Consider the following 19,959-nt stretch of genomic DNA (forward strand, 5'->3'; position numbering starts at 1 on the left):
GCAAGGCTTGGATAAGTTAGGCCAGGCTCACCAATCCTGTGTGAGCCCGATCACGTGAATATTCAGCCATCGCTGGGAGCCCGAATGCGAGCCGCCAGACTGTCCGCCGTCACCGCCATCACCGCTGTGACAGCACTGACCGCCGTCACCGGCTGCACCGAGAAGAGCGACGCGAAGGACGGCGACCGCGTGATCAACGTGACCGCCACCGACGCCAAGTGCGAGACCTCCAAGAAGGAGATCTCCGCCGGGCACGTCGAGCTCGCCATCGAGAACAAGGGCTCCAAGGTCACCGAGGTCTACATCCTCTTCCCCGACGACCGCATCGTCAGCGAGCGCGAGAACATCGGTCCCGGCACCAAGCAGCGGGTCACCGCCGAGGTGAAGGCGGGCTCCTACCAGATCGCCTGCAAGCCGGGCATGAAGGGCGACGGCATCCGCCAGGACCTCAAGGTCACCGGCGGCAAGGTCGCCGCGCGCGACCCGCGGCTGGACAAGGCCGTGGCCGCGTACCGCGCGTACGCGCAGGAGCAGGCCGACGCGACCATCCCGAAGGTGAAGACGTTCGCCGCCGCGATCAAGGCCGGGAACATCGAGGCCGCCAAGGACGCCTACGCCCCCTCCCGCGTCGGCTGGGAGCGCACCGAGCCGATCGCCGAGTCGTTCGGGGACATCGACCCCAAGACCGACACCCGCGCCGACGGCCTGGAGAAGGGCCAGAAGTGGACCGGCTGGCACGCGCTGGAGAAGGCGCTGTGGCAGGACAAGAAGATCGGCGCCGCGCAGAAGACCCTGGCCGACGAGCTGGTCACCGACCTGACCGACTGGCAGAAGCGGGTCGGCAAGGCCGAGATCACCCCGACCTCCATGGCCAACGGCGCCAAGGAGCTCCTCGACGAGGTCGCCACCGGCAAGATCACCGGCGAGGAGGACCTCTACTCGCACACCGACCTCAGCGACTTCAAGGCCAATGTCGAGGGCGCGCAGAAGGCGTACGAGCTGCTCGAGCCGGTCGCCAAGGAGAACGACGCGGCCCTGGTCGCCGAGCTCGACAAGCAGTTCGCCGCGCTGAACACCCTGCTGGACAAGTACCGCACGGACACGACCTCCGACGGCTTCGTCTCCTACGACAAGGTCACCGAGGCCCAGCGCAAGGAACTGTCGGACGCGGTCAACGCGCTCGCGGAGCCGCTGTCCAAGCTCGCCGCGGCCGTCGTGAAGTGACCCAGTGACCAAGGGACCAGAGGACCGAGGAACCAAGGACATGACGGACTCGACAGACCCCGCGCCCTCCCGTCGTGCGCTGATCGGCTGGGGAGGCGCCGGGCTCGCGCTCGGCGCGGCCGCGGCCGGCGGCGCGGTCGCGATGACCCGCACCGGCAACGACGTCGACCCGACCGCCGCCGAGACGGGCGCCGCAGTCGACTTCCACGGCACGCACCAGGCGGGCATCGCCACGCCCGTGCAGGACCGGCTGCACTTCGCCGCGTTCGACGTGACGACCGGGGACCGCGCCGAGTTCGTCCAGCTGCTGAAGGACTGGACCGAGGCCGCGCGCCGGATGACCGCCGGGAAGGCGGTCGGCGAGGGCGCGTACGGCGGTCTCGCCGAGGCGCCGCCGGACGACACCGGGGAGGCGCTGGGGCTCAAACCGTCCCGGCTCACCCTCACGGTCGGCTTCGGCCCGTCGCTGTTCGCGAAGTTCGACCTCGCCGGCCGGCGGCCCGAGGCGCTGGTCGACCTGCCGAAGTTCGCCGGCGACGCGCTCGACGCGGCCCGCTCCGGCGGCGATCTGTGCGTCCAGGCCTGCGCGGACGACCCGCAGGTCGCCGTGCACGCGATCCGCAACCTGGCCCGGATCGGCTTCGGCAAGGTCGTCGTCCGCTGGTCGCAGCTCGGCTTCGGCAAGACCTCGTCCACCACGCCCGACGCGCAGACCCCGCGCAACCTGATGGGCTTCAAGGACGGCACCCGCAACATCGCGGGGACCGAGACCGACCGGTTGAAGAAGTTCGTGTGGGCCGGCGACAAGGATGTCGACGAGAACTCGGCCTGGATGACGGGCGGCTCCTATCTCGTCGCCCGGCGGATCCGGATGCACATCGAGACCTGGGACCGCACCCCCCTCCAGGAGCAGGAGGACATCTTCGGCCGGGACAAGGGCGAGGGCGCGCCGGTCGGCAAGGCCAAGGAGCGCGACGAGCCGTTCCTGAAGGCGATGAAGCCCGACGCGCACGTCCGGCTCGCGCACCCGGACTCCAACGGCGGGGCGACGATCCTGCGCCGCGGCTACTCCTTCACCGACGGCACCGACGGCCTCGGCCGCCTGGAGGCGGGCCTGTTCTTCCTGGCCTACATGCGGGACGTGAACGAGGGCTTCGTCCGCATCCAGCGCCATCTGGCGACCGACGCGCTCAACGAGTACATCCAGCACGTGGGTTCGGCCGTCTTCGCCGTCCCGCCGGGCGTCCGGGACAAGGACGACTGGTGGGGCCGCACGCTGTTCGCCAAGGAGGCGTGAGCCGTGTTCTCCAACTACCTGATCGGACTGCGCGAGGGCCTGGAGGCCAGCCTCGTCGTCTGCATCCTCATCGCCTACCTGGTGAAGACCGAACGCCGGGACGCCCTGCGGCCGGTGTGGACCGGCATCGCCATCGCGGTGCTCCTCGCGATGGGCTTCGGCTGCGTCCTCGAATTCGGCTCCCAGGAACTGACGTTCCAGGCACAGGAGGCCCTCGGCGGCTCCCTGTCGATCCTCGCGGTCGGCCTGGTGACGTGGATGGTGTTCTGGATGCGGCGCACCGCCCGGCATCTGAAGTCCGAGCTGCACGGCAGGCTGGACGCGGCCCTCGCGATGGGCACGGGCGCACTGGTCGCCACCGCGTTCCTCGCCGTGGGCCGGGAGGGCCTGGAGACGGCCCTGTTCGTGTGGGCGTCCGTCCACGCGGCCGGCGACGGCACCCCGCGCCCGCTGATCGGCGTGGCGCTGGGCCTGGCGACGGCCGTCCTCCTGGGCTGGCTGTTCTACCGCGGGGCCCTGCGGATCAACCTCGCGAAGTTCTTCACCTGGACGGGCGGCATGCTCGTCGTCGTGGCCGCGGGCGTCCTGGCGTACGGCGTCCACGACCTCCAGGAGGCGGACCTGATCCCGGGTCTGACGAACACGGCCTTCGACATCAGCGGCACGATCCCGCCGGACAGTTGGTACGGCACCCTCCTCAAGGGCGTCCTCAACTTCCAGCCCGATCCGACGGTTCTCCAGGTCACGGTGTGGCTGCTCTACCTGATCCCGACGCTCGCGCTGTTCCTCGCCCCGGTAGGGTTCGCCTCCGGGAAGGGGAAGGTGAAGTCGCCTGATGACCAGGGAACGCAGCCTGACGACCGGGGAACGCAAGAGTCGAAGGCTCCGCAGGCGTGACCGCAACGCGCTCATAGCCCTCTCGCTCGCCGCGGTCTCGCTGACGTCGAGCGGATGCATGGTGGTCCACGGGGAGCTCGAGCTGCTCCCCTCGGCCACGCAGGCGGAGGCCGCGAAGGCGCTGAAGCAGTTCACGGCCGCCTACAACAAGGCCGACGAGGCCTACGATCCCGCCCTGGACGCCGGACACACCGCCGGCGCCCTCCAGGCCATCGACGCGGCGCGGTTGAAGGCCGGCCACGTCAACAACCCGGACGGGAACCCGGACCACACCCCGCTGAAGCTGTCGGACGTGACGTACACGATCCCCAAGAAGGCGGGCTGGCCCCGCTGGTTCGTCGCCGACGCCAAGGCCAACAAGGGCGGTGACGCGCGCTGGCTGCTGGTGTTCACCCGGGGCGATCTGGCGGAGCCGTGGCAGGCGACGTATCTGACGCTGGTGGCGGCGGGTTCGGTGCCGGAGTTCGCCAAGGACAAGGACGGCTGGGCGGCGGCCGCGCCTTCCGACTCCGTCGAACTGGCGCGTGCCCCCGGGGACTTGAGCAAGGACTACACGACGTATCTGCGAAGCGGCGGGAGTTCGTTCGCGGACGGCGCGTACACGGATGCGTTGCGCTCCGCTCGGGCGAAGAACTCCAGCAAGCCCGGGCTTGCGACTCAGTATGTCGACGAGCCGTTGAGTGGTGGGGACTACGCGCCGCTGGCTCTGCGGACGGCTGACGGTGGGGCGTTGGTGTTCTTCACCACTCGGCACTTCGTCAAGCAGACGGCTGCGGCCGGGGCGAGTGTGCCCGCACCCAACAAGAGCGTGTCGGCGTTGACGACCGGGGAGATCAAGCAGTCGCTGACCATGGAGTTCGTTGCCAACGAGGTGGCGCTTGATCCGGCGAAGGCCTCCGGCCAGGGGGAGGTCACTGTGCTCAGCCGGCTTGAAGGGTTGACCGGGGCCAAGGGGGAATAGGTCGTTCTGAAGACCTGTGCTCAGCGGCGTGACGGCCATGCCGTCTGGGCAGGGTCCGCCGGGTGTTCGCCTGCGTGGCGGGCGCACGCGTCGGTCAGGGGCTCCAAGAGGGTCAAGGGGTCCGGGAGTGGGTGTTCGGGGCCTCGGAGCCAATGCACGGACTGGCCCTCGTCGCCGGGGAGGCGGGAGGGGGGGACCAGGACGTAGGAGCCCCGGCAGTGCCAGCGGAGGCCGGGGTGCTCGTCCATCGTCTCGGGGTGGCAGTCCAGCTCGCAGGGCCACCACTCGTCCTCGTCCTCGGGGGTGCCTCGGGTGAGGGTGAAGAAGAGCATGCGGCCGTCGTCGCTGACGGCGACCGGGCCGACCTCGACGCCGGAGTCGAGCAGCCGCTCCAACGCCTCGCGGCCCGCCTCCAGCGGTACGTCGAGAACGTCGTGGGCGGCGCCGGTGGCGGTGATGAAGTTGGCCTGCGGCTGGTGACGGGCCCAGCGCTCGACCTGGGCGCGGTCGGTGGTGGACTGCGTCTGCCAGGCGAAGGACACCGGGTGCCGGGCGGGGGTCGGACAGCCGACCCGGTCGCAGGAGCAGCGGTAGCCGGGGGCGGGGTACGCGGCGGGCGCGAGCGGCAGTCCCGCTCCGGCGGCGGCGAGCAGCAGGGCCTCACGGTCGCCGCTGTCGGCGGCCTCCGACGGGCCGCTTCCACGCAGCCGCTGAGACAGTTTGCCCCACAAACCGGTCCGGCCGCCGAACTCCGCGCTCATCTGTCCCCTCGCTCGCTGTGGTGCGGACAGCATGCCCTATGGTCCCATCATCCTTCGCATCGGGGGTCCGGCGTCCCTAATCGGGGCAGGTGGGGCGGATGCGACGGTAGGGGTCAGCGGGGTGCGAGACCGTACAGCGCGTAGTCGACGAGGGTGTCCGTGTACTCGTACGAGATCGGGCCCGTGTACTGGAGCCAGCGCTGGGCCAGCGGGGAGATGAAGAACTCCAGGGCGATGCGCGGGTCGATGTCGGGGCGGACCTGGCCGGCCCGCTGGGCGGCGCGCAGCCGGTCGACGTAGAGCTGGATGCTGGGTTCCATGAGCTTGGTCATGAACTCGCGGCCGACCTGCTCGTTGACCACGCCCTCGGCGGCCAGGGCCCGGGAGGGGGCCTCGAACCTGGGGTCGGTGAGCTGGTCGACGGTGGCGCGCAGCACGTTCTTGATGTCGGCGGCGAGGTCGCCGGTGTCCGGGATGGCGTACGGCTCCTGGGCCGGCGCCCCCGCCTCCTGCGCCGCCTGGGCGCTGAGGTCGAGGAACGCCTCCAGCAGGACGTCGGCCTTCGACCCCCACCAGCGGTAGATGGTCTGCTTGCCGACGCCCGCGCGGGCGGCGATGCCCTCGATCGTGGTCTTCGGATAGCCGGACTCCGCGACGAGGGCGAGGGCGGCGGCGTAGATCGCGCGCCGGGACTTCTCGCTGCGGCGGGTGGCGCTGGGGGCCGGCTTTCCGGACTGGGTGACCATGGGACGACGGTACCAAGGCGTGAGACGGGGCGTCTCGTCAGCTCAGCCGACCTGGCTCAGCCGACCTGGCTCGGCCGTTCTCCCTCGGCCGACCTGGCTCAGCCGTCCTCGCCCGGGTAGCGCACCCCGATCCGTTCCCGGACCGTGTCCAGCGTCCGCATGACCGCGAGCGTGCCGTCGAGCGGCGCCAGCGCGGACTCGGTCTCGCCGGCCCGCAGGGCGCGCATGACCTCGCGGGCCTCGTGCCGGAAGGTGTTACGGGGTCCGTCGGCGGGGTCGGCGGCGAACTCCTCGGGGTCGCGGCCGTCGCGGTGCAGGACGAAGCGGTCGGGGTGGAAGAAACCGGACGGGACGTCGATGCGGCCGCGCGAGCCGGTGACGGAGGCGGTGGTGCCGGTGCCGCCGACGACGGAGCAGTGCAGGGCGGCGAGCGCGCCGGAGTCCCAGGACAGGGCCAGCGCCGTCTGGAGGTCGACGCCCTCGGCGGACAGGGCGGCCTGGGCCGCGATGCCCGAGGGCTCGCCGAGCAGGAGGTGGGCGAAGGAGACGGGGTAGACGCCGAGGTCGAGAAGGGCGCCGCCGCCCTGGGCGGGGTCGCGCAGCCGGTGCGAGGGCGGGAAGGGGCCTTCGAGGCCGAAGTCGGCCTGGACGGTGCGGACCTCGCCGATCGCGCCGTCGTCGACGAGGGACTTCAGGCGGCGGATGACCGGGTTGCAGTACATCCACATGGCTTCCATGAGGAAGCGGTCGTTGTCGCGGGCGAGGCCGACGAGCTCCTCGGCCTCGCGCACGTTCAGCGTGAACGCCTTCTCGCACAGCACGTGCCGCCCGGCCTCCAGGCAGAGGCCGGCGGCCACGCGGTGGGCGGCGTGCGGGGTGGCGACGTAGACGACGTCGATGTCCTCGTCCGCGGCGAGCGCGGACCAGTCGCCGTAGGCCCGGGGTATGCCGAACCGGTCGGCGAAGGCCTTCGCCGAGGCCTCGGTGCGGGAGGCGACCGCGACGACCTCCGCGTCCGGCAGGTCGATCAGGTCCGCCGTGAACGCGGCGGCGATCCCGCCGGTGGCCAGAATCCCCCAGCGCACTGTGTCCGTGGTCATGCCGTCTGCCCGCCCTCGTGCCGTACCAGCAGTGTGTTCGAGCTGAGAGCATAGGTGGCGCAGATGTCGGAGAGGGAGGGGCGACCACATGGCCGAGGGTGGGCCGATACCGAAGGTGTCGCAGGCGGCCGTGTCCGGGGCGTCCGACACGGTCGACATGGGTGACGCGGTCGACGGGAGCACGCCGCTGCGCGTCCGCCGTCGGACCGGGCTGCTCGTCACCCTCGTCCTGGGCGGTCTGACCGCGACTCCGCCGCTGTCGATGGACATGTACCTCCCGGCGCTGCCGGAGGTCACCCGCGCGCTGCACGCGCCCGCCGCGACCGTCCAGCTCACGCTGACCGCCTGTCTGGCCGGGATGGCGCTGGGGCAGCTGGTGGTGGGCCCGATGAGCGACCGGTGGGGGCGTCGGCGTCCGCTGCTGATCGGCCTAGCGGTGTACGTCGTGGCGACCGCCCTGTGCGCGCTGGCCCCGACCGTCGAGCTGCTGACGGCGTTCCGGCTGTTGCAGGGCCTCGCGGGCGCGGCCGGGATCGTGATCGCGCGGGCCGTCGTGCGCGACCTGTACGACGGTGTGGCGATGGCCCGCTTCTTCTCCACCCTCATGCTGATCTCCGGGGTCGCCCCGGTGATCGCGCCGCTGATCGGCGCGCAGATCCTGCGGACGACGGACTGGCGGGGCGTGTTCGCGCTGCTGACGGTGGTGGGGCTGGCGCTCGCCGGGCTGGTGTGGGCGCGGCTCCCGGAGACGCTGCCCGTCGGCGAGCGGCACGCGGGCGGGGTCGGCGAAGCCCTGCGCTCGATGCGCCGCCTCCTCGCCGACCGTTACTTCACCGGGTATCTGCTCACCGGCGGCTTCGCCTTCGCCGCGCTGTTCGCGTACATCTCCGCCTCGCCGTTCGTCGTCCAGGAGATCTACGGGGCGTCCCCGCAGACGTTCGGTCTGCTGTTCGGCGTGAACTCGGTCGGGCTGGTCCTGGTCGGGCAGCTCAACGGCAAGGTGCTGGTGGGCCGGGTCCGGCTGGACCGGGTGCTGGGCGTGGGACTGGCGGTGGTCGTGCTGGCCGCGGCCGCTCTGCTGCTGATGGCGGCGGGCGTGTTCGGCGAGGTCGGGCTGGTCCCGGTGGCCGCCGGGCTGTTCGTCCTGATGTCCGCGATGGGCGTCACGCTGCCCAACGCCCAGACCCTCGCCCTGCTGCGCGTGCGCCACTCCGCGGGCTCCGCCTCCGCGCTCCTGGGCACCTCGTCCTTCCTCATCGGCGCGGTCGCCTCGCCGCTCGTGGGGATCGCCGGCGAGCACACCGCCGTCCCGATGGCCGTCGTCCAACTGGCGGCCGCACTGGTGGCCCTGGCCTGCTTCATGGGAATGTGCCGACCCTGGACCACAGCCGGGACGGAGGGAGCGGGGAACTGAGCGCACCGAGACTGCGCGTCGACACACCGGAACGGGCCGGGCTCGACCCCGAGGAGACGCGCCTCCTCGTCCGCGACGTCGTGGACCTCACCGTCGGCGACCGGCCCTGGGCGGCGGGCGCCGTCGTGGTCGCCGGACGCGGCCCGGTGATCGCCGTACAGGAGGCGGCGGGCTGGGCGGTGCGGTATTCGGCCTACGATCCGGCGTCCGACGAGGGCGTGGAGCTGCCGCCGGGGGCACGCGTGCCGATGACCGTCGACACGCCCTTCGACCTGGCGTCCCTCACCAAGCTGTTCACGTCGGTCGCGGCGGTGCAGCAGATCGAGCGGGGCACGCTGGGCATCGACGCCCGGGTGGGCGCGTATCTGCCGGACTTCCGCGCGGCCGCCGTCCACGACGTCACCGTCCGCCAGCTCCTCACCCACACCTCCGGGCTCCGCCCCGAGCTGCCCCTGTACGACTGTGCGGACGACACCGAACGGATGGAGTCGCTGCGCGCGGAGGCGCCGGTCGGCGAACCGGGCGCGTACGTCTACTCCGACCTGAACATGCTGCTGCTCCAGCAGCTCCTGGAGCGGCTGACCGGGCGCACCCTCGACGTCCTCGTGCACGAGGGGATCACCCGGCCGCTGGGGATGACGTCGACCGACTTCGGGCCCTGTCCGGGCGCGGCGGCCACCGAGGACCAGCGCAGGCCGTGGGCCAAGGCGGACCGGGGGATGCTGCGGGGCGTGGTGCACGACGAGAACGCGTGGGCGCTGGGCGGGGTGGCCGGTCACGCGGGCCTGTTCGCCACGGGCCGGGACCTGGCGGTGTTCTGCCGGACTCTGCTGGCGGGCGGTTCGTACGGTCCCGCCCGCATCCTCGGACCGGATTTCGTGGAGCTGCTGCTGACCCCGCCGGGGCTGGGCTTCGCCGTGGACCAGCCGTGGTTCATGGGCGAGCTGGCGGGACAGGGCGCGGCGGGCCACACGGGGTTCACGGGCACCTCGCTGGTCCTGGACCCCGACACCGACACTTTCGTCGTACTGCTGGCGAACACGGTGCACCCGAGACGGAGGACGACGGACAGCGGGCCGCGGGCACTGGCGGGGACCCGCATGTCGATGGCGGTCAGGTGAGTGCATTCAAGCCCGTCCGGCGATTGAGGGCGAGGCCCGTCCAGGGCCGGAGCGGGGGCCTGGGGGCGGCAGCCCTCAGTGAGGCCGACCGCAGCTCACGGTGCCGCATAATCGGCGGGTGAACGTCTCCGTATCCGCGTCCGAAACCCTTCGGGGTGCTCTGACGGACCTCCTCGACGGGCTGCCTGCCAGGCAGGCCGCGCAGGCCGTCGAGCGGCTCATCGCCAACTACCGGGGCGCGACCCCGACCGACGCCCCCATCCTGCGCGACCGCGCGGACGTCGCCGCGTACGCCGCGTACCGGATGCCGGCGACCTTCGAGGCGGTGCGCGCGGCGCTGGAGGCGTTCGCGGACGCCGTGCCGCAGTGGACGCCGGGCAGCCATGTGGACGTGGGCGGCGGGACGGGCGCGGCGACCTGGGCGGTCGGCGCCACCTGGGACGGGACGCGCCCGGTGACGGTGCTGGACTGGGCGGAGCCGGCGCTGGCCTTCGGCCGGGAGGTCGCCGCCGCGTACCCGGCCCTGCGCGAGGCCCGCTGGCAGCGCGCCCGCATCGGCTCGGCGCTGACCCTCGACCCGACCGACCTCGTCACCGTCTCCTACGTCCTCAACGAGCTGTCGGTCGCCGACCGCGCCGCGCTCGTCGAGACCGCCGCGTCCGCCGCGCAGGCCGTCGTGATCGTCGAGCCCGGCACCCCGGACGGCTACGCCCGGATCATCGAGGCCCGCGACCGGCTGATCGCCGCCGGCTTCCGGGTCGCCGCGCCCTGCCCGCACAGCGCCGCCTGCCCCATCGCCCCCGGCTCGGACTGGTGTCACTTCTCGGCGCGGGTCAACCGCTCCTCCCTGCACCGCCAGGTGAAGGGCGGCTCCCTGCCCTACGAGGACGAGAAGTTCAGCTATGTCGCGGCCGCCCGCTTCCCCGTCTCCCCCGCCCCCTCCCGGGTGGTACGGCGGCCGCAGATCCGCAAGGGTCAGGTCCTCCTCGACCTGTGCGAGACCGGGGAGGGTGCGGAGGCCGGGGAGGGTGCGGAGGCCGGGGAGCGGCTGGGCCGGACGACGGTGACCAAGCGCCACGGCGACCTGTACAAGGCGGCCCGGGACGCGGACTGGGGCGACGCCTGGCCGCCCCAGCCGTAGAAGCCTCGCTCTGCCGGAGGTTGGCGGGCTTGTCGGAGCCGGCCGTACGCTCCGGACCCATGACGAACGAGGTGACGACCAAGCAGGTGGACGTGCACGCGGACACACGGGCGGAGGAGCGGACGAAGATCGCCGTGGTCACCGGCGCCGGTTCCGGCATCGGGCGGGCCGTTGCCGTGGAACTGCTGCGCGCGGGCTGGTCGGTGGCGCTGGCGGGCAGGCGGGCCGAGACCCTGGAGGGGACGGCCGCGCTGGCCCCCGAGGGGGCGCGTCTCGCCGTACGGACGGACGTCTCGCGGCCGGAGGAGGTGACGGCGCTCTTCGCCGCCGTGCGGGAGCGGTTCGGGCGGCTGGATCTGCTGTTCAACAACGCGGGGACGTTCGGGCCGGGCGGGGTGCCCTTCGAGGAACTGCCCTACGACGCCTGGCGGCACGTGGTGGACACCAACCTCAACGGGGCGTTCCTGTGCGCGCAGGCGGCGTACCGGCTGATGAAGGAGCAGGAGCCGCGCGGCGGACGGATCATCAACAACGGGTCGATCTCCGCGCACACGCCCCGCCCGCACTCGGCCGCCTACACCGCCACCAAGCACGCCCTGACCGGCCTCACCAAGTCGCTGTCGCTGGACGGGCGGGCGTACGGCATCGCGGTCGGGCAGATCGACATCGGCAACGCGGCGACCGACATGACGGCGCGGATGCAGACCGGCGCGTTGCAGGCCAACGGCGAGATCGCACCGGAGCCGGTGATGGACGTCGCCGACGTGGCGCGCACGGTACGGCACATGGCGGAGCTGCCGCTGGAGGCGAACGTGCAGTTCGCGACGGTGCTGGCGACGGCGATGCCGTACGTGGGGCGTGGCTGAGCCGATCCCCACGGATCGTCAACTCCTCAACCTGCACAAGCGGAGTTTCTCCGTCCGCACCATTGCGGCCGGTAGCAGACTTATGCTCAACTCTTCTCCACGAGAACTTCACACTTGGGGCATGAGAGTTCCACAAGCCATACCCGAGGGGGGAAGGGCAGTCGTCCCACGGCGCCGGGTGGGGGTGGACCTCGCAGGAACCGCGAGGGACCGCGAGGTACGCACCGGCCCGTGGGACGTCTGCCGCACCATCAGCTCGGGGGCGGGGACTCACCCGTCGCAGGCTCGGCGGTCGCAGGCTCGGCGGTCGCAGGCTCGGCGGTGGCAGAATCGGCCGTCACAGGCTCTGCCGTCGAGGGATCGGCGTCGCCCCGGCGTCCGCGCCGGGCCTGGTACGCGCCCGCCGCCAGCAGCAGGACCGCACCGCCGGCCCCGCCGAGCACGCCCCAGCCGCTCGGCCCGCCCCCGCCCTTCGTCACCGCGGCCCGCGCCCCGGCGTGCGGCGCGGCCGCCGAGGGCGACACGCGCGCCCCGCCCTCGCTCAACGCGTCGACCAGCGTCCCCACCGCCCCCGCCGAACTCCCCGCCCGAAAACCCCAGTCGAGCAGCGCGGCCGTCTCCTCGTAGACGGCGTTGTTGCCGCTGGCGGGATGCAGCACCGCGACCAGGAGGGTGCGCCCCGCGCGGGTGGCCGCACCGGTGAAGGTGTTCCCGGCATTGCTGGTGTAACCGTTCTTGACCCCGATCATCCCCTCGTACGGCGTCACCCCGTACGTTCCCGACAGCAGCCGGTCGGTGTTCTCGATGCGGAAGGTCCTGCGGCCGCTGCGGTCGGCCGGGAAGTCGGCGCCCTTCGTGCCGCAGTAGGCGCGGAAGTCGGCGTTCTTCAGACCGTGCCGGGCGAAGAGGGCGAGGTCGTAGGCGGAGGAGAGCTGGCCCGGGTGGTCGTAGCCGTCGGGGCTGACGACGTGGGTGTCCAGGGCCTGGAGGTCGGCGGCCTTCGCCTGCATCTCGGCGACCGTGCGCGCCGCCCCGCCGTTCATCCGGGCGAGCACCTGCACGGCGTCGTTGCCCGAGCGAAGGAACACGCCCTGCCACAGCTGCTCGACGGTGTAGGTGATCCCGGCCTTGACGCCGACGAGGCTGGAGCCGGCCGGGATGCCCGCCAGGTCGGCGTCGGTGACGGTGTGGCGCTCGGTGCGCTCGAACTTGTCCAGCAGGGTGTCCGCGAACAGCATCTTCAGGGTGGACGCGGGCGCGAGGCGGCGGTGCGCACGGTAGGAGGCGAGGACCTCGCCGCTGTCGTGGTCGGCGACCAGCCAGGCACGGGCCGTGAGCTTCTTCGGCAGACCCGCGGTCACGGCCGCCTGGACGCCGTCGCGGGCCAGCCGCGCTCCGCCGATCACCACGTCGGTCGCGGCGGCGGCAGGGGCCGCGGCGACCGCCGGGACGGCGACGGCGGGAGCGGCGAGGGCGAGCAGGGAGCGCCGGGACAGGCGCGGAGATGCGTGCACGGCGGGACCGTACAAGGGGATTCTGTGGAAAAGCGAATCGCTACCCAACCCCTGCTACCTGGGGATATGCCCTCCACAGCCTAGGAATCAGCTGTCTCAAGGAATTCTGATCCGGCCCCTCGCATTCTCAGTTCTTACACATCCTTTACTCAGGACGACTCAAAGGTTTCTCCCTAGGTTGTGGCCGCGCCCACAGCGGGCGCCAAGAACCTTCGAGGAACGGGATGTTTGGCATCTATCTCAAGCGTGAACTGGGCCGGCGCAAGAAGGCCGCCCTGGTCATCGCACTGGGTCTGGCGCTCGGAATCGCGCTGGTCATCACCGTCAACTCGGTGTCGGCCGGCATGACGCAGGCGCAGGACAAGGTCCTGCAGTCGCTCTACGGCCTCGGCACCGACATGACCGTCACCAAAGCCCGCACCGCGCCCACGGGCAACAGTTCCGGGGGCCCCAGATTCGAGTTCGACGCGAAGGGCCAGGACGACGACGACTCGACGACGCAGAGCTCGGACCGGGTGACGACCCAGGGCGGTCAGGTCCTGAAGTCCTCCCTGGTGACGAAGGTCGCCGACCAGAAGGGCGTGTCGTCCGCGGTCGGCGCGCTCACCCTGAACGTCACCAAGGTCGACGGCTCCTTCACCCAGGGCAAGGCCCAGAGCACCACCGGCAGCAGCGGCAACAGCGGCCAGGGCGGTCCCGGCGGCGGCAACAACAGCGGCTCCACCGCGGCGCCCCAGGTCCAGGGCGGCGGCGCCTCCTTCGACGTCAACTCCTACACCGTGGCCGGCGTCGACGTCACCGACCAGGACCTCGGCCCGCTGGCCAGCTCGAAGATCACCTCGGGGGTGACCTTCACCTCGGCGCAGACCAACGCCAAGGTCGCCGTCGTGGCCAAGTCGTACGCCAAGGAGAACAAGTACAAGGTCGGCTCGACCCTGAAGATCTCCGGCACCAAGTACAAGGTCATCGGCATCGCGACGCCCGACAGCAGCGAGTCCACCACGGACGTCTACCTCCCGCTGAAGCAGGCGCAGACCCTCGGCGACGCCAAGAACCAGGTCACCACGATCTACGTCAAGGCGACCGACTCCAAGCAGATCGACACCGTCAAGGCGACGATCCAGAAGAACATCTCCGGTACGACGGTGACGACCTCCGCCGACCTCGCCGAGACGGTCTCCGGCTCCCTCTCCACCGCCTCCAACCTGGCGACCAGCGTCGGCAAGTGGCTGTCGATCGCGGTGCTCGCCGCCGCGTTCCTGGTGGCCGCGCTGCTCACCTCCTCGGCGGTCTCCCGCCGCGTGCGTGAGTTCGGCACCCTGAAGGCGCTCGGCTGGCCGAGCCGCCGGGTGACCCGGCAGGTCGTCGGCGAGTCCATGGTCAACGGTCTGCTCGGCGGCGCCCTCGGCATCGCCCTGGGCCTGGCCGCCGCGTACGCGGTGACCGCGATCAGCCCGACCCTGACGGCGGAGCTCGGCAGCACCGGCGGCGGCATGGGCGGCGGCCCCGGCGGCGGCGGTCCCGGCCAGCAGTCCGCGTCCAACACGATGGAGATCGCCCTGTCGGCGCCCGTCTCCGTCACCACCATCGCCCTCGCGGTGGGCCTGGCGGTCGCCGGCGGTCTGATCGCCGGCGCGATGGGCGGCTGGCGCGCCTCCCGGATGCGCCCGGCGGACGCCCTGCGCAGCGTGTCCTGACCCGTGACCACATCCGCGTACGCGGTCGCCACATCTCATACGCATCCGTAGAACCCGGAGAACCCATGTACAACCTCAGAGGCGTCACCAAGCGCTACACGCGGGGCAAGGAGACGATCGAGGCGCTGCGCGGCGTCGACCTCACGATCGAGGACGGCGACCAGCTCGTCATCCAGGGCCCCACCGGCGGCGGCAAGTCGACGCTGCTGCAGATGATCGGCGGCCTGGACCGGCCGACCGAGGGCAGCGTCGAGCTGGACGGCATCGACCTCGCACGCATCAGCGAGGCCAAGCTGACCCGGGTGCGCGCCGAGAAGATCGGCATCATCTTCCAGTCGTTCAACCTCATCCCGACGCTGACCGCGCAGGAGAACGTCGAGACGGCCCTCGTCCCGCTCGGCGTGAAGCCGGCGGAGCGGCGCGAGCGGGCGGCGGAGGCGCTGAGCTCGGTCGGTCTCGGCGACCGCCTGCGCCACGCCCCGTCCGAGCTGTCCGGCGGCCAGCAGCAGCGCGTCGCGATCGCCCGCGCGCTGGTCAAGAAGCCGAAGGTGCTGCTCGCCGACGAGCCCACCGGCAACCTCGACGAGGGCACCCGCGACGACATCATGGGCCTGCTGGAGGGCCTGTGGCACGAGTACGGACTGACCTTCATCATGGTCACCCACGACTCGTCGATCGCCCGGCGGGCTCCGCGGCTGGCCACCATCAAGGCGGGCCAGATCACGCTGACCGAGCAGGCGGTCGCCCGCTCCTCCTGGTGAGACACGAGGGGCTGCCGTCCGAGGGGCCGTTCACCGCCTGCCGGTGGTGAACGGCCCCTCGGCGTTCCCGGTCGTACGGCCGTTACGCCTGGCCGGTCTCGAAGCGGGAGATCCGGCCGTCGTCCTCGACGACGAAGCTCCACCTGGTGCGCATCTCGCCCCAGGTGTCGTTGCAGTAGCGGGCGACCAGGGCGCGGCCGTCCCGGGACTCGTTGTCGACGTCCAGGTGGCCGTGGGAGGAGAAGATCTCCCGTTCGATCCACTCGTCGAGGTCGCGGTCGGAACCGTCGTCCGCCATGGTCGCGCCGGGCGCGAGAAGCGCGAGGAAGGCCTCCCGGTCACGGGCGTTGACGGCGGTGACGAAGGCGCGGACGGCCGGGTCGCTGAGCTTGGCGGTCTGAATCGTCATGCCAGCCAGACTCACACCGCTCCCCCGGGCCCGCCACCCGAACGGCGTCCAGGACGGGCCGGTCGGGTGGGAGAGGTGCGACGGTGGAGCAACGGAGGGGGCCATTGCCGTTCTCGTCTGCTCAGGGAGTCACCGTGACGTGTTACGACCGACGCGATCTGGGTCTGCTGCTGCTCCGGCTGGGCGCCGGCGGGGTGCTGGCCGCACACGGCGCGCAGAAACTGTTCGGCTGGTTCGGCGGGCACGGCCTGGAGGGGACCGGCCAGTTCATGGAGTCCGTCGGCTATGCGCCCGGCAAGGCGAGCGCGACGGCGGCGGGCCTCGCGGAGACCGGCGGCGGTGTGCTGCTGGCGCTGGGTCTGGCCACTCCCGCGGCGGGCGCGGCCGCGGCCGGCGCGATGGCGGGCGCGGCGGCGGTGCACGTGCCCAACGGCTTCTTCGCGATGAGCGGCGGCTACGAGCACGCGGCGTCCCTGGGCCTCACGGCCGCGGGGCTCGCGATCGCCGGCCCCGGCCGGCTCTCCCTGGACCACGCGCTCGGCCACCGGGTCGACCGGGGCTGGATGGTCCCGGCGGCCCTCGGGGTGACGGCGGCGGTCACGACGATCGTCGTGGGCCTGCGCAACCAGCGGCTGCGCAGACGGGAGGAGGGGGAGCAGCAGGCGCTGTTCGACGAGTAGCTCGTCCGCGGGGGCGGCCGCCTGTCGGGGGGACCTGGCAGGCTGCGGCCATGAACGCTCAGGACCAGCACCCGCAGCCCGCCCCCGACCACCTCTGGGACACCGTCGACGCCCTGTGGACCTGGCTCGACGAGAACCAGACGCACGGCGGCCGCGAAGGCCTGCTGCTGCGTGTGCTGAAGCTGTCGGAGGAGGTCGGCGAGGTCGCCCAGGCGGTGATCGGCGCGACCGGCCAGAACCCGCGCAAGGGCGCCAGCCACACCTGGGACGACGTCCAGGCCGAACTGTGCGACGTCGTCATCACGGCGCTGGTGGCGCTGCGCACGCTGTCGCCGGATGCGCAGGCGGTGTTCGCGGGGCATCTGGCGCGGGTGGCGGAGCGGTCGCTGGGGCCGGGCGGGGCGGCGAGGGCCGTCTGAAGACCGTCTGACGGAACGGAGCCCACGGGACGGAGTCAACGGAACGGAGCCGATGGGACGGAGCGACGGTCGGGCTCACCGGTTCCGGGTTCCGGGTTCCGGATGTCGGATTTCGCAGGGAGCCTCGACCGTCGAACCCCTGGACCGTAGAGCCAGGCAGGTGGGGGGAGCGGCGCTTCAGGCCACCCGGGAGAGGGCCGGCGCCTGGCAGGCCACCGAGCAGGAGAAGGCGGTCTCGCCCGCCTGGAGCGCGGTGATCGCGGCTCGGGGGCGGCCCGTGAGGTCGGGCAGCTCGGCCTCGGCGAGGATCCAGCAGGGGGTGTCCAGCTCGACGTAGCGGGAGAACTTGGCGTCGAGGCGCACGGACGCGAGGCCGGTCGAGGAGGACAGCGCCTGCGCCGCCTGGCGGGCCGCTTCGAGCAGCAGCATGCCGGGGGCGTGGTCGACGGGGTGGTCGAAGAGGATGGGGTGGGCGGTGTCGCTGCGCAGCAGCCAGCGGTGGGGGAAGTCGCTGGCGGACAGGACGACGTCCGACTCCCGGGCGCGGGCGACCAGTTCGGCGTCCACGGGCGGGGCGGGCGGCAGCGCCGCGGCGAGGGCCCGGTCCAGGTCGCCGTAGGAGCCGCGCAGCCTGCGGTAGAGCGCGGGCGGGTTGCTGGTGAAGCGGGCGCGGGCGGTGCCCAGGAGGACGCCGTCGCGCAGGGCGACCACGTCCATGGTCAGGGCGGCCATGCGGGAGCCGCGCCGGATCACCCGGGAGCAGGAGACGCGCAGTTCGATCACCGCGGGGGCGTCGGCGATCTGCAGGGCCGACGGGTTGACCTCGCAGGTGAAGTCCTGCCAGATCAGGTGGTGGTCGATCGGGACGTCGTAGCCGATGTGCGAGATCAGCGGAACGTTCTGGCGCACGGTCTCCACGAACAGCAGGGGGTCGTAGAGTCCGTCGGCGGTCTGGTAGAAGCTGTGCTGCGACGGCCATAAGGCGTTGACGGTGAAGGTGTCCGATCCGGTGCGCTCCCAGCAGACCAGGAGTACTTCGGCTCGGTCTCGCTTGTGGACGTCCTCCTGCGCGACGATGTGCACCGCGGTGGACAGAGTGGACAAGGCGGACAAGGCAGAGCTCGGCTGGACAGATTGTGTCATCAGGCTCTCCAGAAACGGTGACTTCAGCCACGTCGAGTGCCTCGGAAGCTGGCGGGGCAGGCCCGAGGACAGTAACATAACGTGCGTTCTTTTTGTTTGTCGAGAGAGGCCGGAAGTTCGATGCCGGAGCCCAAGCAGGATCGCGCCATCAGGACGCGAGAGGAGATCATCCGTGCGGCGGCAGAGGTGTTCGACGAGCGCGGATACAACGGGGCCAGCATGCGGGAGATCATGAAGCGGGCCGGAGTCACGCTCGGCGCGGTCTACTTCCACTTCCCGAACAAGGAAGCCATCGCCCGCGAGGTGATGAACAGCCAGCCGGACACCATCCTGCCCCGACTGACCTCCCAGGGCCTGCAACAGGTCGTGGACATCACCCTCGTCTGGTCGCGCCAGCTGCAGTCCGACCCGACGCTGCGCGCGGGCGTCCGGCTCGCCGTCGAGCAGTCCGGTCTCGACTGGCGCGACACCTCCTCGTACACGGCATGGGAGAAGATCTTCGAGGAGTGCCTGCTGTTGGCGCGTGAGCGGGGCGAGCTCCTCGGGCACGTCTCGCCCAGGGACATGGCCGGTTTTCTCGTCGGCGCGTGTACCGGCGTACAGCTCTACTCCGATCTGCTCTACCGGCGGGCCGACCTGACGCAGCGCACGGTGAACATGTGGGAGCTGCTGCTCCCCGGCGTCGCCGGGCCAGACATCGCCGGGCAGATCAAGGTGAGCGTCCGGCGCGCCTCGGCTCTGGCCGGCTGAGGCCGGGGCCTGAGCCCGAGAAAGGCGCCCGCCGAACCCGAGGAAGGGTGCCACAGGGCCCGAGGGAGGGCCCCGCGCGCCAGGCCGTCCCGAAACCGCCACACCCGCAGCACCCGTCATACCCGTCATACCCGCAGCACCCGCCACAACTGCAGCACCCGCCGTACCCGCAGCACCCGCCGCAAGCGCCGAAGAACAGCTCGTCCAGACAAGTGCGTCGTTACGACCCGGAGGTCTGCGTGAGTACGCCTGTTCCCATCCGCTCGCCCCTGCCCACGGCACTCGCCGGGCAGAACGTCCTGATCGTCGGCGGCAGTTCGGGCATCGGCCTGGCGGCCGCCCGACTGCTCGGCGCGGCCGGAGCCGGACTCCTCCTCGTCGCCCGGGACGAGACGCGTCTGAAGGAGGCCGCCGACTCGCTGGCCGACGCGACCCCGGTGCGCACCCTGGCGGCCGACGTGACCGACGAGAGCGCGCTCGCCCAGGCCTTCGAACGGGCCGGGCCGCTGGACCACGTCCTGCTGACGGCCGGCGCGGCGGCCCGCGCCCCGCTGGCGGAAGCGGACCGCTCCCGGGTGCAGGGCGACTTCGACGTACGTTTCTGGGGCGGTTACGCGACGGCCCGGGCGGCGGCCGAGCGGCTGCCGGCGGGCGGCTCGATCACCTTCATGTCCGGCGTCTACACCGTGCGCCCCGTCGCGGGGGCGGCCGCGGCGATCGCCTCGGGCGCGGCGTGCGAGGGGCTCGCACGGGCGCTGGCGGTGGAGTTGGCGCCCCGCCGGGTCCGGGTCAACGCCGTGCGGGCCGGCATCGTCGACACCCCGCCGCTGCGCCGCCGGCTGGGTGCGGCGGCGCAGGCGTCCGACGCACAGGCGGACGCCGTCGTCGCCGCCGCGGGCCGCCATCTGCCGCTGGGGCGCTTCGGGACGGCGGAGGAGGCGGCGGCCGCCGCGGTGTTCGTGATGGCCAATCCCTATGTGACGGGGTCCGTGGTGACCGTGGACGGCGGCCAGTCGCTGGCCTGACGCGGCTGCGGCACAGCCCTGGCACGGCACAGA

General features: G+C 71.9%; 20 protein-coding genes. 14 read left to right on the top strand and 6 right to left on the bottom strand.

Annotation, left to right across the window (positions count from 1 at the left end):
• The first annotated feature begins 84 nt into the window (after window positions 1-84).
• Genes efeO through OG562_RS11055 form a run of 4 tightly spaced genes read left to right on the top strand, consistent with a single transcriptional unit; the run spans window position 85 to window position 4,379 of the window.
• Window positions 85-1,224: an iron uptake system protein EfeO gene (gene efeO / locus OG562_RS11040; RefSeq protein ID WP_266396242.1), complete on the top strand. Its 1,140-nt coding sequence runs from the start codon at window positions 85-87 to the stop codon at window positions 1,222-1,224.
• 40 nt (window positions 1,225-1,264) lie between these two features.
• Entirely contained in the window at window positions 1,265-2,521 is a 1,257-nt protein-coding gene (efeB, locus tag OG562_RS11045; protein WP_266396244.1) for an iron uptake transporter deferrochelatase/peroxidase subunit, read from the top strand.
• 3 nt (window positions 2,522-2,524) lie between these two features.
• The gene (efeU, locus tag OG562_RS11050) at window positions 2,525-3,418 is read left to right on the top strand and encodes an iron uptake transporter permease EfeU (RefSeq protein ID WP_266396246.1); all 894 of its coding nucleotides are present in this window, start codon (window positions 2,525-2,527) and stop codon (window positions 3,416-3,418) included.
• The gene (locus OG562_RS11055) at window positions 3,357-4,379 is read left to right on the top strand and encodes a hypothetical protein (protein ID WP_266396248.1); all 1,023 of its coding nucleotides are present in this window, start codon (window positions 3,357-3,359) and stop codon (window positions 4,377-4,379) included. Before efeU ends, OG562_RS11055 begins: the two co-directional genes overlap by 62 nt.
• A 20-nt stretch (window positions 4,380-4,399) precedes the next feature.
• Here OG562_RS11055 and OG562_RS11060 read toward each other — a convergent pair whose 3' ends face one another.
• From OG562_RS11060 to OG562_RS11070, 3 genes are all read right to left on the bottom strand, one after another.
• The gene (locus tag OG562_RS11060; RefSeq protein ID WP_266396249.1) at window positions 4,400-5,140 is read right to left on the bottom strand and encodes a bifunctional DNA primase/polymerase; all 741 of its coding nucleotides are present in this window, start codon (window positions 5,138-5,140) and stop codon (window positions 4,400-4,402) included.
• Window positions 5,141-5,253: 113 nt separating this feature from the next.
• A complete protein-coding gene (locus OG562_RS11065) occupies window positions 5,254-5,886 on the bottom strand; it encodes a TetR/AcrR family transcriptional regulator (RefSeq protein WP_266396250.1) in 633 nt (210 codons plus the stop codon).
• 98 nt (window positions 5,887-5,984) lie between these two features.
• Window positions 5,985-6,986, bottom strand: coding sequence for a Gfo/Idh/MocA family protein (locus tag OG562_RS11070; protein WP_266396251.1), 1,002 nt, complete (start codon window positions 6,984-6,986; stop codon window positions 5,985-5,987).
• 157 nt (window positions 6,987-7,143) lie between these two features.
• Between OG562_RS11070 and OG562_RS11075 the strand changes: the two genes are divergently transcribed.
• The 4 genes from OG562_RS11075 to OG562_RS11090 all read left to right on the top strand — a co-directional run bounded on the left by OG562_RS11075 (window position 7,144) and on the right by OG562_RS11090 (window position 11,528).
• Window positions 7,144-8,400, top strand: a complete 1,257-nt coding sequence (locus tag OG562_RS11075) for a multidrug effflux MFS transporter (RefSeq protein ID WP_266409180.1) — start codon at window positions 7,144-7,146, stop codon at window positions 8,398-8,400.
• The gene (locus tag OG562_RS11080) at window positions 8,355-9,521 is read left to right on the top strand and encodes a serine hydrolase (protein ID WP_266396252.1); all 1,167 of its coding nucleotides are present in this window, start codon (window positions 8,355-8,357) and stop codon (window positions 9,519-9,521) included. The genes OG562_RS11075 and OG562_RS11080 overlap by 46 nt, the downstream gene beginning before the upstream one ends.
• Before the next feature lie 118 nt (window positions 9,522-9,639).
• Window positions 9,640-10,662 (top strand): small ribosomal subunit Rsm22 family protein, encoded by a 1,023-nt coding sequence (locus tag OG562_RS11085; RefSeq protein WP_266396253.1) that lies wholly within the window; start codon window positions 9,640-9,642, stop codon window positions 10,660-10,662.
• 59 nt (window positions 10,663-10,721) lie between these two features.
• Complete coding sequence (locus OG562_RS11090) at window positions 10,722-11,528, top strand: SDR family oxidoreductase (RefSeq protein WP_266396255.1); 807 nt, start codon at window positions 10,722-10,724, stop codon at window positions 11,526-11,528.
• Between the two features lie 251 nt (window positions 11,529-11,779).
• Here OG562_RS11090 and OG562_RS11095 read toward each other — a convergent pair whose 3' ends face one another.
• Window positions 11,780-13,042, bottom strand: a complete 1,263-nt coding sequence (locus OG562_RS11095) for a D-alanyl-D-alanine carboxypeptidase family protein (protein ID WP_266396256.1) — start codon at window positions 13,040-13,042, stop codon at window positions 11,780-11,782.
• A gap of 224 nt (window positions 13,043-13,266) precedes the next feature.
• Between OG562_RS11095 and OG562_RS11100 the strand changes: the two genes are divergently transcribed.
• Together OG562_RS11100 and OG562_RS11105 are read left to right on the top strand one after the other, a co-directional pair.
• A complete protein-coding gene (locus OG562_RS11100; RefSeq protein WP_266396258.1) occupies window positions 13,267-14,739 on the top strand; it encodes an ABC transporter permease in 1,473 nt (490 codons plus the stop codon).
• Between the two features lie 65 nt (window positions 14,740-14,804).
• The gene (locus tag OG562_RS11105) at window positions 14,805-15,500 is read left to right on the top strand and encodes an ABC transporter ATP-binding protein (protein WP_266396260.1); all 696 of its coding nucleotides are present in this window, start codon (window positions 14,805-14,807) and stop codon (window positions 15,498-15,500) included.
• A gap of 82 nt (window positions 15,501-15,582) precedes the next feature.
• On the opposite strand, the gene OG562_RS11110 is transcribed toward OG562_RS11105, so the two are convergent.
• The gene (locus OG562_RS11110; protein WP_266396262.1) at window positions 15,583-15,909 is read right to left on the bottom strand and encodes a nuclear transport factor 2 family protein; all 327 of its coding nucleotides are present in this window, start codon (window positions 15,907-15,909) and stop codon (window positions 15,583-15,585) included.
• Between the two features lie 134 nt (window positions 15,910-16,043).
• Here OG562_RS11110 and OG562_RS11115 point away from each other — a divergent pair, with 134 nt between their 5' ends.
• Both OG562_RS11115 and OG562_RS11120 read left to right on the top strand, forming a co-directional pair.
• Window positions 16,044-16,589: a DoxX family protein gene (locus OG562_RS11115; protein ID WP_266396265.1), complete on the top strand. Its 546-nt coding sequence runs from the start codon at window positions 16,044-16,046 to the stop codon at window positions 16,587-16,589.
• A gap of 50 nt (window positions 16,590-16,639) precedes the next feature.
• Window positions 16,640-17,008, top strand: coding sequence for a MazG-like family protein (locus OG562_RS11120; protein ID WP_266396267.1), 369 nt, complete (start codon window positions 16,640-16,642; stop codon window positions 17,006-17,008).
• Between the two features lie 177 nt (window positions 17,009-17,185).
• Here OG562_RS11120 and OG562_RS11125 read toward each other — a convergent pair whose 3' ends face one another.
• The gene (locus OG562_RS11125) at window positions 17,186-18,112 is read right to left on the bottom strand and encodes a ScbA/BarX family gamma-butyrolactone biosynthesis protein (protein WP_266396269.1); all 927 of its coding nucleotides are present in this window, start codon (window positions 18,110-18,112) and stop codon (window positions 17,186-17,188) included.
• A gap of 159 nt (window positions 18,113-18,271) precedes the next feature.
• Between OG562_RS11125 and OG562_RS11130 the strand changes: the two genes are divergently transcribed.
• The gene (locus OG562_RS11130; RefSeq protein ID WP_266396271.1) at window positions 18,272-18,901 is read left to right on the top strand and encodes a ScbR family autoregulator-binding transcription factor; all 630 of its coding nucleotides are present in this window, start codon (window positions 18,272-18,274) and stop codon (window positions 18,899-18,901) included.
• A gap of 239 nt (window positions 18,902-19,140) precedes the next feature.
• Entirely contained in the window at window positions 19,141-19,926 is a 786-nt protein-coding gene (locus OG562_RS11135) for an SDR family oxidoreductase (RefSeq protein ID WP_266396272.1), read from the top strand.
• Window positions 19,927-19,959: the final 33 nt, after the last annotated feature.

The organism is Streptomyces sp. NBC_01275, assembly GCF_026340655.1.
Lineage (GTDB): Bacteria > Actinomycetota > Actinomycetes > Streptomycetales > Streptomycetaceae > Streptomyces.

Coding starts and splice junctions, on each gene's coding strand:
- OG562_RS11070 (WP_266396251.1), bottom strand. CDS start 6,986: ATGACCACGGACACAGTGCGCTGGGGGATTCTGGCCACCGGCGGGATC.
- OG562_RS11130 (WP_266396271.1), top strand. CDS start 18,272: ATGCCGGAGCCCAAGCAGGATCGCGCCATCAGGACGCGAGAGGAGATC.
- efeO (WP_266396242.1), top strand. CDS start 85: ATGCGAGCCGCCAGACTGTCCGCCGTCACCGCCATCACCGCTGTGACA.
- OG562_RS11065 (WP_266396250.1), bottom strand. CDS start 5,886: ATGGTCACCCAGTCCGGAAAGCCGGCCCCCAGCGCCACCCGCCGCAGC.
- OG562_RS11100 (WP_266396258.1), top strand. CDS start 13,267: ATGTTTGGCATCTATCTCAAGCGTGAACTGGGCCGGCGCAAGAAGGCC.
- OG562_RS11110 (WP_266396262.1), bottom strand. CDS start 15,909: ATGACGATTCAGACCGCCAAGCTCAGCGACCCGGCCGTCCGCGCCTTC.
- OG562_RS11055 (WP_266396248.1), top strand. CDS start 3,357: ATGACCAGGGAACGCAGCCTGACGACCGGGGAACGCAAGAGTCGAAGG.
- OG562_RS11075 (WP_266409180.1), top strand. CDS start 7,144: ATGGGTGACGCGGTCGACGGGAGCACGCCGCTGCGCGTCCGCCGTCGG.
- efeB (WP_266396244.1), top strand. CDS start 1,265: ATGACGGACTCGACAGACCCCGCGCCCTCCCGTCGTGCGCTGATCGGC.
- OG562_RS11060 (WP_266396249.1), bottom strand. CDS start 5,140: ATGAGCGCGGAGTTCGGCGGCCGGACCGGTTTGTGGGGCAAACTGTCT.
- OG562_RS11105 (WP_266396260.1), top strand. CDS start 14,805: ATGTACAACCTCAGAGGCGTCACCAAGCGCTACACGCGGGGCAAGGAG.
- OG562_RS11120 (WP_266396267.1), top strand. CDS start 16,640: ATGAACGCTCAGGACCAGCACCCGCAGCCCGCCCCCGACCACCTCTGG.
- OG562_RS11090 (WP_266396255.1), top strand. CDS start 10,722: ATGACGAACGAGGTGACGACCAAGCAGGTGGACGTGCACGCGGACACA.